Annotated in this window: 10 protein-coding genes; 8 read left to right on the top strand and 2 right to left on the bottom strand. The window is 60.8% G+C overall.

Annotation, left to right across the window (positions count from 1 at the left end):
* Positions 1–21: 21 nt before the first annotated feature.
* Positions 22–3267, top strand: a complete 3246-nt coding sequence (gene carB, locus J2887_RS11285; RefSeq protein ID WP_227171239.1) for a carbamoyl-phosphate synthase large subunit — start codon at positions 22–24, stop codon at positions 3265–3267.
* 15 nt (positions 3268–3282) lie between these two features.
* Here carB and J2887_RS11280 read toward each other — a convergent pair whose 3' ends face one another.
* Together J2887_RS11280 and J2887_RS11275 are read right to left on the bottom strand one after the other, a co-directional pair.
* On the bottom strand, positions 3283–4335 hold the full coding sequence (locus J2887_RS11280) for an ExeA family protein (RefSeq protein WP_227171238.1): 1053 nt from the start codon (positions 4333–4335) through the stop codon (positions 3283–3285).
* Between the two features lie 22 nt (positions 4336–4357).
* Positions 4358–5230, bottom strand: a complete 873-nt coding sequence (locus J2887_RS11275) for an XrtA system polysaccharide deacetylase (protein WP_227176105.1) — start codon at positions 5228–5230, stop codon at positions 4358–4360.
* 352 nt (positions 5231–5582) lie between these two features.
* Here J2887_RS11275 and J2887_RS11270 point away from each other — a divergent pair, with 352 nt between their 5' ends.
* From J2887_RS11270 to J2887_RS11240, 7 genes are read left to right on the top strand one after another with little or no spacing between them, the layout of a single operon-like run.
* The gene (locus J2887_RS11270) at positions 5583–6998 is read left to right on the top strand and encodes a TIGR03013 family XrtA/PEP-CTERM system glycosyltransferase (RefSeq protein ID WP_227171237.1); all 1416 of its coding nucleotides are present in this window, start codon (positions 5583–5585) and stop codon (positions 6996–6998) included.
* Between the two features lie 35 nt (positions 6999–7033).
* Entirely contained in the window at positions 7034–7672 is a 639-nt protein-coding gene (locus J2887_RS11265) for an XrtA/PEP-CTERM system exopolysaccharide export protein (RefSeq protein WP_227171236.1), read from the top strand.
* A complete protein-coding gene (locus J2887_RS11260) occupies positions 7672–9234 on the top strand; it encodes an XrtA system polysaccharide chain length determinant (RefSeq protein WP_227171235.1) in 1563 nt (520 codons plus the stop codon). The genes J2887_RS11265 and J2887_RS11260 overlap by 1 nt, the downstream gene beginning before the upstream one ends.
* A gap of 8 nt (positions 9235–9242) precedes the next feature.
* Positions 9243–10115: a CpsD/CapB family tyrosine-protein kinase gene (locus tag J2887_RS11255; RefSeq protein ID WP_227171234.1), complete on the top strand. Its 873-nt coding sequence runs from the start codon at positions 9243–9245 to the stop codon at positions 10113–10115.
* A gap of 5 nt (positions 10116–10120) precedes the next feature.
* A complete protein-coding gene (locus J2887_RS11250) occupies positions 10121–11467 on the top strand; it encodes a hypothetical protein (protein WP_227171233.1) in 1347 nt (448 codons plus the stop codon).
* Entirely contained in the window at positions 11464–12471 is a 1008-nt protein-coding gene (locus J2887_RS11245; protein WP_227171232.1) for a polysaccharide deacetylase family protein, read from the top strand. The genes J2887_RS11250 and J2887_RS11245 overlap by 4 nt, the downstream gene beginning before the upstream one ends.
* Complete coding sequence (locus tag J2887_RS11240; protein ID WP_227171231.1) at positions 12468–14294, top strand: carbamoyltransferase; 1827 nt, start codon at positions 12468–12470, stop codon at positions 14292–14294. Before J2887_RS11245 ends, J2887_RS11240 begins: the two co-directional genes overlap by 4 nt.
* Positions 14295–14301 lie beyond the last annotated feature (7 nt).

The following is a 14301-nucleotide window of genomic DNA, read 5'->3' as shown; positions in this document are numbered from 1 at the left end:
ACAGGGAGGTGGCGGCAATCCATGCCCAGACGCACTGACATCCAGAGTATCCTGATCCTGGGCGCGGGCCCCATTGTGATCGGCCAGGCCTGCGAGTTTGACTACTCCGGCGCCCAGGCCTGTAAGGCGCTGCGGGAAGAGGGCTACCGGGTGATCCTGGTGAACTCCAACCCGGCCACCATCATGACCGACCCGGCGATGGCCGATGCCACCTACATCGAGCCCATCACCTGGAAAACCGTCGCCAAGATCATCGAGAAAGAGAAGCCGGACGCGCTGCTGCCCACCATGGGTGGCCAGACCGCCCTGAACTGCGCCCTGGATCTGGAGAAGCACGGTGTTCTCGCCGAGCACGGCGTGGAAATGATCGGCGCCAACGCCGACACCATCGACAAGGCCGAAGACCGCGACCGCTTCGACAAGGCCATGAAGTCCATCGGCCTGGAATGCCCCCGTGCCGAGATTGCCCACACCATGGAAGAAGCCTGGGGCGTGGCGGAGCGCATCGGCTATCCCTGCATCATCCGGCCCTCGTTCACCATGGGCGGCTCCGGTGGCGGCATCGCCTACAACCGTGACGAGTTTGAGGAGATCTGCCAGCGCGGCCTGGATCTGTCGCCCACCAACGAGCTGCTGATCGACGAATCGCTGATCGGCTGGAAAGAGTACGAGATGGAGGTGGTGCGGGACCGCAACGACAACTGCATCATCGTCTGCGCCATCGAGAACTTCGACGCCATGGGCGTGCACACCGGCGACTCCATCACCGTGGCCCCGGCCCAGACCCTGACCGACAAGGAATACCAGATCATGCGCAACGCCTCGCTGGCGGTGCTGCGTGAGATTGGTGTGGAAACCGGCGGCTCCAACGTCCAGTTCGGCATCCATCCGGACACTGGCCGCATGGTGGTGATCGAGATGAACCCGCGGGTGTCCCGTTCCTCGGCGCTGGCCTCCAAGGCTACCGGCTTCCCCATCGCCAAGGTGGCCGCCAAGCTGGCCATTGGTTACACCCTCGATGAGCTGCGCAACGAGATCACCGGTGGCGTCACCCCGGCCTCGTTCGAGCCCAGCATCGACTACGTGGTCACCAAGATCCCCCGTTTCACCTTCGAGAAGTTCCCTCAGGCCGACGCCCGCCTGACCACCCAGATGAAATCGGTGGGTGAGGTGATGGCCATCGGCCGCACCTTCCAGGAGTCCATGCACAAGGCCCTGAGAGGGCTGGAAGTGGGCTCCGAAGGCTTTGAGCCCCAGGTCGACCTGGCCACCGAAGACGGCCGCGAAACCCTGATCCGCGAACTCAATGAGCCGGGCGCCGAGCGCATCTGGTACATCGGCGACGCCTTCCGCAGCGGCATGACCGTGGAAGACGTGTTCCAGCACACCAAGGTGGACCCCTGGTACCTGGTGCAGATCGAAGACATCATCCTGGAAGAAGAGGCGCTCAAGCAGGCCGGCAAGGCCGACATCGACCGCGACACCCTGTTCCGCCTCAAGCGCAAGGGCTTCTCCGACGCCCGCCTGGCCAAGCTGCTGAGCCTGTCCGAAGAGAGCCTGCGCAAGCTGCGTCACGACCTGGACGTGCGCCCGGTGTACAAGCGGGTGGACACCTGTGCCGCCGAGTTCGCCTCCAGCACCGCCTACATGTACTCCACCTACGAGGAAGAGTGCGAGGCCGACGCCACCGATCGCGACAAGATCGTGGTGATCGGCGGTGGCCCCAACCGCATCGGCCAGGGCATCGAGTTCGACTACTGCTGTGTCCACGCGGCCCTGGCCATGCGTGAGGATGGTTATGAAACCATCATGATCAACTGCAACCCGGAAACCGTGTCCACCGACTACGACACCTCCGATCGTCTGTACTTCGAGCCGATCACCCTGGAGGACGTGCTGGAGATCGTCCGGGTGGAGCAGCCCAAGGGCGTGATCGTGCAGTACGGCGGCCAGACCCCGCTGAAACTGGCCCGCGGCCTGGAAGCGGCCGGCGTGCCCATCATCGGCACCAGCCCGGACGCCATCGACCGCGCCGAGGACCGCGAGCGGTTCCAGCAGATGATTGGCCGCCTGGGCCTGCTGCAGCCGAACAACGCCACCGTGCGCAGCCACGAGGAGGGCGTGCTGGCGGCCCGTGAAATCGGCTACCCGCTGGTGGTGCGGCCGTCCTACGTGCTTGGTGGCCGGGCGATGGAAATCGTCTACAACGAGGAAGAGCTGGTGCGCTACATGCGCAACGCGGTGCTGGTGTCCAACGACAGCCCGGTGCTGCTGGACCACTTCCTCAACGCTGCCATCGAGGTGGACATCGACGCCATCTGCGACGGCAAGGACGTGGTCATCGGCGGCATCATGCAGCACATCGAACAGGCCGGGGTACACTCCGGTGACTCCGCCTGCTCGCTGCCGCCGTACACTCTGCCTGCCGACGTTCAGGACCAGATGCGCGACGCCGTCCGCAAGATGGCCATTGAGCTTGAGGTGGTGGGTTTGATGAACGTTCAGCTGGCGTGGCAGGATGGCCAGATCTACGTCATCGAAGTGAACCCGCGGGCCTCGCGGACGGTACCGTTCGTGTCCAAGGCCATCGGTGTGTCCCTGGCGAAGGTGGCGGCCCGCTGCATGGCCGGTACGTCACTGGTTGAGCAGGGCTTTACCGAGGAAATCGTGCCGTCGTACTACGCGGTGAAGGAGTCGGTGTTCCCGTTCAACAAGTTTCCGGCGGTGGACCCGATCCTGGGGCCGGAGATGAAATCCACCGGTGAGGTAATGGGCCTGGGCGACAGTTTTGATGAGGCCTTTGCCAAGGCTGAGGCGGCGGCCGGGGAGCTGTTGCCGCAGGCCGGTACGGTGTTTGTTTCCGTCCGGGATCGTGACAAACCTGGCATCGTCGCGGTGGTCCGGGTGTTCCTTGAATGCGGCTTTACCATCGTTGCAACCCGGGGAACGCTGGCCTATCTGCGCGCCCAGCAAGTACCCGACGACATGATTCGGCTGATCGGCAGCGATGAAACCGAGGTGCTGGCGGCCATTCGCAGCAGTGATATCCAGCTGATTGTGAATACCTGTGAGGGCCGGGAGGTTGCCGCCGCCACCGCCGCCCAGCGCATCCAGGCCCTGCGGTGCCGGATTCCCATCGTCACCACCCTGACCGGCGGGGAGGCCTTCTGCCGGGCCATTGCCTTTGGTGAGGAGCAATCGGTGCGTTGTCTGCAGCACCTGCACGCCACACTGGGCCTGGGTAATCAGGCGCCAGACGGGTTCTGAGTGGCGGTGTTTGCGCTATTGGGTTTTGTTGCGATTGGGGGACAGTGGCTTGACGTTGTCCGCCGCCTCGGCCGCCCGGCGTTTACGCTCCGCGCTGCCCATGATGCGATCCAGCTTGCTGTCGATGCTTTCCAGGGCCTGGGCGATGCGGTTCAGTGCCTGGCTGGCGCCAGCGTCCAGTTGCAGCTCCGGTGACGCCTGCGGGTTGGCCTGTTGTGCCGACGGTGAGGGCTGGCGCCTGGATTTGCGCCCGCCTGGTCCGAGATCATCCTCCCCCAGCAGGTCCTTGCGAATGCTCTTGAGATCGTGGGGATCAATGAAGGGGCGATCCTCGGAGTAGGCACACATCATCATGCCGTCGCACAACTTGTTGATCAGTCGGGGAATGCCCCGAGACAGCCGGTGAATTTCCTTGACCGTATCCTCGTCAAACAAGCGGTTGCCACCATGGCCGGAGACCAGCAGACGATAGTCGATATACTCGGCGGTTTCCGCCGCTGTCAGTCCTTCCAGGTGAAAGAACAGTTTGACCCGTTGGGAAAGCTGCGGAATGGCCGTTACCTGATCTTTCAGTTCCGGCTGCCCCAGCAGGATCACCCGCATGGACGGTCCGCCCATGCTCTCCATGCCGGTCAGCATGCGAATGTCTTCCAGGTTTTCCTCGGTCAGGTTCTGCGCCTCGTCGATGGTCAACACCACCGGCGTACCTTTCTCCGCCATGGCCTGCAGGTACTCGGTGGCCTGGAACAGCATGGCCACCTTGCTGTCGGATTCGATCGGGATGCCGGCCTTGCGAAGGATCAGGCTGAACAGGTCTTTCGATTCCAGATTGGTGTAGGAAATGTTGAGGAGCTTCAGGTTGCCATCGAGGTTGCGGATGGTCTTCTTCAGCAGGGTGGTCTTGCCGGAGCCGATTTCCCCGCTGATGACCACGAACCCCTCCGAACTCCAGATCGCTGACGACATATAGACATAGGCCCGCGAGTGTTGCTGGCTCATGAAAATGAAGTCGTCTTCCGGAGTGATACGAAAGGGGTGGCGGTGCAGGCCGAAGTGTTCCAGGTACATGCGAAAAATCCTGTCGGTGGCTTCAGGCCAGTCGAACCCGCTGGTCCGGACTGGTCTCTGGCTGCTGGCGTTGGTAATCAGTATAGCTGTCGCTCACCGTACCGAAGCGAAAGTCGGTGAGCAGGCGCTCCAGGCGCGACTCGCACTTGTCCAGGTTGGTGTAGTGGCGGAAACGGGAGAACCAGCTGGCGTTGTTGTAGCGGGGCTGGCCCGGGTCGATCTCCCAGGGATGCAGGTAGAACATCTGGGGTTTGCGGCCGTGGTCCGAAGCGCGGTGGAACAGGTAGCGGAACAGCGGATACGGGAACTGCCGGAAGTAGCCGCCACCGGCGGCGGGAATGGTGACGCCAAACAGCTTTGCCGTGGTGAGCGGGAACTCCTGCAACTGATGCCCGGCCGGGGTCTCCAGGGTGTAGGGCGCGGTCGGTGAACCGGGAATCCCGTAGCGATCGTGATGAATGGGGAAAATGCTGGAATCCCAGGTAAACCCGAGCTCCGCCAGGATATCCAGGGCCCACAGGGACTGCCGGGTAATGGAGTAGCTGGCGGCTCGATAGCCCCGGACCGGTCGCTGCACCTGGTCCTCAAGCAGGGTCTTGGCTCGCTGGGTTTCCTCCCGGAAGACCTCTGGCGTCTGGTTGTAGATCAGTTGATGGCTGTAACCGTGGGACGCGATTTCGTGCCCGCCCTGAGCCAGCTTGCGCACCAGCCCCGGGTAGCGCTCGGCGACCCAGCCAAGCACAAAAAACGTCGCCCTGACGTTATGGCGTTCAAACAGCGCCAGTAGCTGTTCGGTGTTGCGCTCAACCCGGGACGGCAAATCGCCCCACTGGTCAGGCCGGATCACCTGCGCCAGGGCCGCGACGTGAAAATAGTCTTCTACGTCTATACTCATGGCATGCAGCGGAGCGGGGGCTTGCCCGGGTGATTCCGTCACTGCGTCCTTGCCGGTGGTGTTGTCATCCTGCCAGGCCATGGCCTGTCCCTCCGAATCCAAAGCTGTCACCGAATTTTCACTCACTGGGGTTACAAAAACAATTCACAAAGACGAACTTGACCGCTACAAAAATGAAAACAATGTAAAAATATGTTACAAACAGATACAATTTGATTGAGCGTGCAGTGTCCAGCGATCAGAATGATTACAGAGTGTTCAGGGGATTCGGTGGGCCGGTCCATTTAGCGCCGGCTCAGGGGATTGCTTTGTCGATTGAATTTGTCGCTGATTGTCAAAACAGACGACAAGGATGTTCAGCGTGTCGTATATAAGATTCAGAAAACACTATCTCCACATCCCGTATCTGGTGCTTGCCGTGCTGGAGTTCGGGCTGTTGTACGTCATTTTCTCCCTGCAGTCGCTGCTGTTCGGGCTGTTTGACATCGGCTATGCCTCGGTGTCTGTTGGCCCTCTGGCATCGCTGCTGTTTGCCTTCATTCTCAGCTGCGGCACGCTGGCCATGGGCGGCTACTTCGCCATGGTGCACGAGACCTTCTCCTCGCTGTTCTTCCGCACTCTGGTGGCCTACTGCTTTGTGGGTGGCATTGGCCTCACGCTGCTCTACGTGGTGTTTCCCGATGCCGATCCTGGCAGCACCAATCTGCTGTGGGTGGTGCTGATGGCGTCCGCTGCGGTCATCGCGCTGCGGCTGGTGTTCCTGCGCATTGTCGATTCCGAGCAACTGGTACGACGGGTGGTGATTTTCGGGTCCGGAGAGTATGCCGGTGCGCTGATGGATGAGTACCAGCAGAATCTCCGTTTCCTTGGTGTACGGATCGTCGGCTGCATCCCGGACAGCCAGACCTCGACCGTGGATGAGGCGCATCTGCTGAATGTGCCCAACGATTTCTATCGCTACTGCCGTGAACACCGGATTTCCGAGATTGTGGTGGCACAGCAGGAGCGCCGGCGGACCGAGGGGGCCTGGTCACTGTTGCAGGAAATGATGGAGTGCAAACTGCGGGGGATAGCCGTGACCAGCGCCGTGGATTTCTACGAGCGGGAGCTCAAGAAAGCGAAGCTGGACCTGGTGCACCCGTCGTGGATTGTGTTTTCCGAAGGCTTCAAGGGCTCCAAGAGCCGGGCATTTGCCAAGCGTTGCCTGGATCTGGCCGTCAGCCTCAGCCTGCTGGTGGTGATGCTGCCGTTTATCGTGCTGACCGCGCTGGCGGTGTTTCTGGAAACCGGGCGCCCGGTGCTCTACAGCCAGACCCGTGTCGGCCTGCTGGGCCAGGAATTCCGCATCTACAAGTTCCGCAGCATGCGCCAGGACGCCGAGAAAGACGGCAAGGCCCGCTGGGCGTCCGCCAATGACAGCCGGGTCACCCGGGTCGGGGCTTTTATTCGCAACACCCGGCTCGACGAACTGCCGCAGATCTACAACGTCATCCGTGGCGAGATGAGCATCGTCGGGCCCAGGCCGGAACGTCCGGAGTTCGTGACCGAGCTGAAAACCAAGGTGCCATTCTATGACACCCGTCATTACGTCAAGCCCGGTTTGATGGGGTGGGCGCAGCTCAAATATCCCTATGGCGCTTCCATCGAGGACGCTAGAGGAAAACTGGAATATGACCTTTACTACTCTAAAAACCACAGCCTTTTAATGGATCTGCTGATCATGATCCAGACCGTCGAGGTGGTTCTGCTGGGCAAGGGCGTGCGCTAGCCGGGCAGGGCAGTAAAACCGACTTTGGGGGAACTATGAACAAAAGCAAAGCGTTGCGAGTGGGTTTTCTGGGCATGTTGGCACTGTTGGTCAGTGCCTGCGGAGGCATGACGCCGTCATCGCAATCGCCCGTGCTTACCGAGGTGTCTGCCGACCCTTACCGCATTGGCGTGGGCGACATGGTTTCGATACACGTCTGGCGCAACCCGGAGCTGTCCCAGAGCATCGTGGTGCGGCCGGACGGCTTCATTTCCATGCCGCTGATGGGCGATGTAATGGCCGATGGCAAGCAGCCGGAGACGCTGGCGGAAGAGATCCGCGGCGCCTTGGCGGAGCTGATTCGCAGTCCGGAAGTGACGGTGATGGTGACCAACCCGGTCAGCAAGGAGTTTCGCAACCGGGTGCGGATCACCGGTCAGGTCATGTCGCCCCAGTCCATCGCCTTCCGGCCAGGCATGACGGTGCTTGATATTGTTCTGCAGGCCGGCGGCGTGACGGATTTTGCCGCCGAGGATCGGGCGGTACTGCACCGTGAGACTGGCGAGGGCTACAGCAGCTTTGGCGTGGATGTGGAAGCCATCCTCGACGATGGCGATATGACCTTTAACTATCCCCTGCAACCCGGGGATGTGATCAGCGTGCCACGTAAAGAGCTGTTCCGGGGCGAACTCTGATGGATGTCCAATTCATACTTGATCTGATCAAGTCGCTGCGCCGGGAGCTTTACGAGCACCGGGTAGCGGCGGCGGTGATCTTCATGGCGGTGACTTCGGGGGTACTGGCCTTCGGCTACCTGACGCCGAAAACCTACACCTCTGAAGCCCTGTTGTACGCCGATCAGTCCACCATCCTGGAGCCGTTGTTGCGGGGCCAGGCCGAAGTGACCGACCTCGACCGGATCAGCGAAGCGAGGGAGCTGATCCAGAGCCGCTCATTCCTTGAGCAAGTGGGCTCTGACACCGGGCTGATAAGAGCAACCATGGACGATGGCAGCAGGAACGGCGCCATTCAGTCACTGCGTAACCGTCTCAATCTGAGGGTGTCAAACCGCAACTTTCTGGAGCTGACCTATCGCAGTGGAGATCCTGACCAGTCCTTCCGGGTCCTGAGCACGGCTCTGAACCGGTTTATCGAGCGAACCGTGCGCAAAAAGCGCTCAGAAAGCCAGGGCGCCTTCGAGTTCATTGATTCCCAGGTGAAGCTGTACCAGCGTCAGCTGGAAGATGCCGAGCGGCGGCTCAAGGACTTCAAGTCCAACAACCAGGACGGTACCGAGGGCAGTGTCCAGTCCCGGATCGAAGGGCTGCGGGCCTCCATTGAGAACCTGAAACTGGAGATTCAGCAGACAGAAGCCGAGATCCGGCTCACCACCTCCCAGCTGGAAACCGAGCAGCCCGTTCGCCGGGTCACGGTTGATCCGGGGCAGTCGTCGCTGGAACGTCGCCTGGCGGCTCTCCACCAGGAGCTGGATTCCCTGCGTTTGCGCTACCACGACAGCCATCCGGACGTGGTCAGTGTGCTGGGGCAGATCGAGGATCTCGAGCAGCAGGTTGCCGCCAGTGACGGCTCCGATCGTCGCGGGGCGGTTACCGAAGTCATGGAAAACCCGGTTTACGAAAGCCTGAAACTGCAACTGGCTGAGAGCCAGACCCAGCTTGAGGTCAAGCGCAACCGGTTGGCCTCGTTGCAGACACTGCTGGATGAAGCCTTTGCCCGTGCCGAACGGGTGGCGGTAAACCAGGCGGAGCTGTCGGAGCTGACCCGGGACTACGATGTAACCCGCAACGTCTACGAAGACATGCTCCAGCGCCGGGAAAAGGCCCGACTGTCGATGACGCTCGATGTCCAGGGCGAGGGTGTGAGTTACCAGATTCAGGAACCTGCCACCTATCCGACCCAGTGGGACGGGCTTCAGCTTTACCAGGTGGGTATTGCCGGTCCGTTCCTAGGCAGCGCCGTGGTATTGGGGGTGCTGACCATGCTGGTGATGTTTGACCAGCGCCTGCGCTCGGTCCGGGCGTTGCACATGGCGTTGCCCGAGAGCATCCCGGTGCTGGGGTCCATTCCGCACTATTCCAGCACCTGGAAGGAGCGACTGCTGCGCAAGGACGTGCTGGTGCTGTTGGCTATCTTGGGGCTGTTCCTGTTCGTCTACCTGAATATTCTGGTGTTCAGCGTCATGGGCATTCAGGTTGAGCAGATAATCGCCAAGCTCACTGGTCTGGTAGGGGAGTAGCCCGGCTGATGGACGAAAGCAAACTCTACAATGCGCTCCTGAGGAGCCAGCAGGAACGTCGCAAACGCGGCTCAGACTCGGGCGAGGCGAGGGCCGAGGACAACTTCCGCAAGGAGCGTCCTTTTGCCGGAGCGACGACCGCACAGCCCAACTGGGTGCGGATAGAGACCGATGAGGAAAGCAAGCCGACGGTCTACGATTCCGCCGTTTCCCTGGGCATGATCGGCAATCCGCGCCCGTGGAACCGTGAGCAGATGCGGATGCGCAAGATCATCTACCCGGGGATGGCCAACAAGGCGATTCTCGATGCCTATCGGGAGATTCGCATCCAGCTGCGGAACCGGGCCGGAGAGAACAATTTCTCGGTGCTGTTTTCCAGTCTTGGCAATGGCGAAGGCTCGATCCTGACCGCCTTTAACCTGGCGGTCTCCTTTGCTCTTGATGCCCATACATCGGCGCTGTTGGTGGACTGCGACCCCTACAGCAGCGCACTGCCGGAGTTGGTGTCGACCCCCATGGAGTATGGTCTGACGGATTTCGTCGCTGACTCCTCGCTGGCAATCAAGGACATCATCTACCCCAGCGGCATTGAGCGGCTGTCGGCGATTTCTGCGGGCACCCAGGCGTCCTCGGCGGTGGAGCTGTTCTCCTCGGTGCGGATGAAGCAACTGATGGGCGAACTCAAGCAGCGGTACCCCGATCGCTGCATCATCATCAACGCGCCCCCGTTCAGGCTCAGTACCGAAGCCCGCATTCTGGTTCGTTACGCGGATCAGGTCGTTTTCGGTGTGCCGTTTGGCAAGGTTACCGGCGACGAGCTGATGGATTCGATGGATGCGCTGGGCTCTGACAAATTCTCCGGCCTGATTTTTCAGGAGTAGGCGGTATGGCGGGTGACGTATTGTGGGCGAGTGTTGGTAGGCCTCTGGTGTTGCTTGTGGCGGCTTCGGCGGTCTCAACCGCGAATGCCGACTGGCTGGGTGAACGGCTGAACGGCTATACCGTATCCGCCTCCGGCTTCACCGCCGTCAGCCACACCGTGACGGATCGCAGTGCCGGCAAACAGTACGACACCACACCCAGTATTGGCGTTGCCGGTGGGCTGGGGGCCGATCTTGCCTGGGGTGCCAATTCCCTGTCCGCCCGCTACAGCGCGAACCTGGAAAGCAAACGCATCGACCGCAAGGACAGCAGCAGCGACACCAGCTACATCAACGGCGCCTCCCGGTACGCCTATTACCGGCCCGCAGGGCGATTCGACTTTGATCTGGGGCACTCGGTGCGGTCAGTGCGCAACGACACCGGCTTCCTGATCGATCCGGCCAACTACGATACCCGCAATACCCTGTCGACCGGCGCCGGTCTGCGGTTTTTTCCCGGCGACCTGTCGACCCTGCGCTTTTTTGGCCGGGCCGGGCGCAGTTTCGAAGAGGGTGAGCGCGAGGATACCGACTCCTACAGCTCCGGTGGCGAGTTCAGCCGGCGCCTGTCCGAGGATTCATCCCTGAGTCTCAGTGGCCAGAGGAGCTGGTCAGAGGAAGAGGGCTCGGATGTCACCATCGACAGCGCCAGCCTGGGCTATCGCAACAACCTGGAACACGGTCGTTTCGAATTTGGCGTCGGCGTCAGCCAGGCCGACGTCGAATACACCTCTGGCGGCGATACGGACAGCGACGCCGTAACCGGTTATCTGCGTCGGAGCTGGGTCTCCGAGGAGAGCACCACCGGCGTCAGCTATAACCGCAATATGTCCAGCACCGCACTGGATCTGGTGCTCGATCTCGGACTGCCGAGCGAGTTCGATCCCTTCACCGTCCGGGTTACCGAGCTCAACGTTCAGGACCAGCTGGAGCTCTTCTACTCATCGTCAGCGTTTTGCGGCGGCTGCTCGTTTGGCATGGTGGCTGGCGGCACCCGCCAGGAATCCCAGACCACCGATCTTCGCACTTACCAGTACCGTGCCGGCGTCCGCTTCGGATTTCCCGTGGCCCACCTTCAGGATGTCAATCTGAGCTACAACTGGAGCGGGGATGCCGGTGACGACAGTGGAGACATCGAGGACCAGATTCATCGCCTGAGCGTGAACTGGCGCCGCTATGTCGGCGAAGCGACCACCGTTGGCGTACGCGTGACCCAGTCTTACCTGCGCCGGGATGCCAGCGCGGACCCGGACCAAGAACGGCTGTACGTCCGGCTTTCAATCACCCATGAACTCAATGCGACCTCACGATGACCAGGGACTGTTTTCAGAATCGCACTGCGGCAACACTGCCTGCCGATCTGCCACCGCAATTGCTGGTGGTGATCGATACCGAAGAAGAATTTGACTGGAACGCCGAACCCGACTCCGCGGCGGATTCGGTCGACGCCATGGCCCATGTGGGACGTGTGCAGGACATTTTCAACGACTACGGCATCTGCCCCTGCTATGTGGTGGATTACCCGGTGGCCAGCAAGCCCGAAGGCTACCGGTTGCTGAAACAGTTCGCCGACGCAGGTCAGTGCGAGATTGGCGCTCATCTTCACCCCTGGGTGACACCGCCGGTGTCGGAAACCCTGAGCCGATCCAATATGTACCCGGGCAATCTGCCCGCCGAACTGGAAAAGGCGAAACTGCAGAGTCTGCGGGACACCATTGCTGACAATTTCGGCACAGCGCCTGTCGCCTACAAGGCCGGCCGCTATGGCTTTGGGCCCAATACGCCGGCGATCCTCCGGGAGCTCGGTTTCACCATTGATCTGTCGGTCTGCCCGCCGTTGGATTCCCGGTCAGACGGTGGACCTGACTACCGCTACTTCAACGCCGATCCGTTCTTTTTTGGCGCTGAGGACCCGTCGATCCTGGAGCTGCCGTGTACCGGTGAATTTGTTGGCTGGGCCAACGGCTGGTCGGTGCCTCTGTTCGAAATGGCGAATCGGCTGAAGCGCTTCAAGGCGCCGGGCATCCTGTCCCGCCTGGGCGCGGTGGATCGGCTGATGCTCTCGCCAGAGGGGTTTTCTCCGGATGAGCACATCAAGTTGACCCGGTTTCTGCTGAAGCGGGGCGTGCGTACGTTTACCTGGAGCTTCCACAGCCCAAGTGTCGTGCCTGGCAACACCACTTACGTCAAGGATGATCAACAGCTGCGGGAATTTCTCGACAGCTTCCGGCGTTTTTTCGATTTTTTCTTTAATGACCTGGGAGGGCAGGCGTCATCACCCTCCCGGCTTCGCAAGATGATGGAGAGAATGGCATGAAGGTGCTTGGGATTTCCCCCCTGGACAAGGATTCCACGGTGTCGGTGGTCGAGGATGGCAACGTCCTGTTCGCAGCTGGTGAGGAGCGCTTCTCCAGGACCAAACAGCAGTCCGGTTTTCCCAGGCTCGCATTGCAGAAGGCCCTCGAGTACACAGGCCTGTCGATGGAAGATTTCGATATGGTCTGCTACCCGTTCCTGACCTGGGAGAACGAGCAGAAGCTGTACACTCGGAACCTGGAGGAGGAGCGCCAGTTTATCCGCAGTTTTCAGCCCGGCGACCTCAGCCGCCAGGTCAAGGAGGCGATGACCAGGGTTCCGGATCGCAACGAGCCGATCCATGGGCTTGAGCATCCGAACGCGACCATGGAGAAGGGCTTTCTGCACAGTTCCTATTACAGCATGGCCGGAGTGCAGAAACTGGCATCGAATAACGCCGCCCTCAAGGGCAGCCGCCAGTGGGGCGAGTTGGCCACGGAGTCCTTCCAGCACTGGCAGCAGGACCTGGAGCAGGGGCTTCGGGACGTAGGCTGGGAACAGCCCGTCAAGCGCATGGACCACCATCTGTCCCACGCCGCCAACAGCTTCTACTGCAGCGGATTCGATGAGGCGTTGTGCGTGACCCTCGATGGCTATGGCACCGGCCTGGCAGGCTCAGTCAGTGAGGCTCGCGATGGCCGTATACATCGGCTTCATGGGCTGCCGTTTCCGAATTCGCTGGGCACCATGTATGAGCATGTAACCTCTTCCCTTGGGTTCAAGCCCAGCCGGCACGAAGGCAAGATTGTGGGGCTGGCCTCCTATGGCGATCCTTCGATTCTGGCGGACGTGCTGCTCAGTCGCGTTGACCAGACGCCAGGAGATTTCAGGATCTATGAGTCCAACAACGTCTATTTCTCCCGTTACCTGGCATCCAAGTTTCCCAAGATCGATGTGGCTGCGGCCTACCAGTATGTGCTGGAGAAAGTGGCCACCGATTACATCCGCTACTGGGTCGAGAAGACCGGCATGGACACGGTGGTGCTCTCCGGTGGTGTTACCGCCAACGTCAAGTTGAACCAGCGTATCTTCGAGATCGAAGGCGTACGCCGGATCTTTGTCTACCCCAACATGGGCGATGGCGGCTGCGGCACTGGCGCGGCGCTCTATCACAGCTGGCCGGGGGGCGCCAAACCATCGATCAGCAATGCCTACTTTGGACCGGACTATGCGGAATCGGAAATGGCTGCGGCACTGGCGGCCGAAGAGCTGGATTACCAGCGACCGGATAACCTGGCCGCCGAGGTTGCAGCGCTGATTCATAACGGCAAGGTCGTGGCGCGGTTTGATGGTCGCATGGAGTATGGACCCAGGGCATTGGGCAACCGCTCCATTCTGTATCACGCCCGTGAGCCGGAAGTGAACCAGTGGCTCAACCAGCGTCTGGGACGCACTGAATTCATGCCGTTTGCGCCGGTGACCCTGTGGGAGGAACGTGAGCGTTGCTATCACAACATTGAGGGTGCCGAACACGCCGCCGAGTTCATGACCATCACCTTTGACTGCACCGAGTTCATGAAACAGAACTGCCCGGCGGCGGTCCATGTCGATGGTACAGCACGGCCTCAGTTGGTGCGGCGGGAGGTCAATCCGGGCTACTACGACATCCTCAAGGAATATCAGAAACTCAGCGGCATCCCCAGTCTGATCAACACCAGCTTCAATATGCATGAGGAGCCCATCGTGAACAGTCCCCATGACGCGGTACGGGCTTTCCTGCAGGGCACGCTCGATTACCTGGCGATAGGGCCTTTCCTGGTCAAGCATCCCAACCCAACCCATTGACGGACTT

This window comes from Marinobacter sp. CA1 (assembly GCF_020546665.1).
Taxonomy (GTDB): Bacteria; Pseudomonadota; Gammaproteobacteria; order Pseudomonadales; family Oleiphilaceae; genus Marinobacter; species Marinobacter xestospongiae.
The sequence above is the reverse complement of the archived record's forward strand: the minus strand, read 5'-3'. Positions and strand labels throughout refer to the sequence as shown.

Coding starts and splice junctions, on each gene's coding strand:
- J2887_RS11255 (WP_227171234.1), top strand. CDS start 9,243: ATGGACGAAAGCAAACTCTACAATGCGCTCCTGAGGAGCCAGCAGGAA.
- J2887_RS11280 (WP_227171238.1), bottom strand. CDS start 4,335: ATGTACCTGGAACACTTCGGCCTGCACCGCCACCCCTTTCGTATCACT.
- J2887_RS11265 (WP_227171236.1), top strand. CDS start 7,034: ATGAACAAAAGCAAAGCGTTGCGAGTGGGTTTTCTGGGCATGTTGGCA.
- J2887_RS11245 (WP_227171232.1), top strand. CDS start 11,464: ATGACCAGGGACTGTTTTCAGAATCGCACTGCGGCAACACTGCCTGCC.
- J2887_RS11270 (WP_227171237.1), top strand. CDS start 5,583: ATGTTCAGCGTGTCGTATATAAGATTCAGAAAACACTATCTCCACATC.
- J2887_RS11250 (WP_227171233.1), top strand. CDS start 10,121: ATGGCGGGTGACGTATTGTGGGCGAGTGTTGGTAGGCCTCTGGTGTTG.
- J2887_RS11260 (WP_227171235.1), top strand. CDS start 7,672: ATGGATGTCCAATTCATACTTGATCTGATCAAGTCGCTGCGCCGGGAG.
- J2887_RS11240 (WP_227171231.1), top strand. CDS start 12,468: ATGAAGGTGCTTGGGATTTCCCCCCTGGACAAGGATTCCACGGTGTCG.
- carB (WP_227171239.1), top strand. CDS start 22: ATGCCCAGACGCACTGACATCCAGAGTATCCTGATCCTGGGCGCGGGC.
- J2887_RS11275 (WP_227176105.1), bottom strand. CDS start 5,230: ATGAGTATAGACGTAGAAGACTATTTTCACGTCGCGGCCCTGGCGCAG.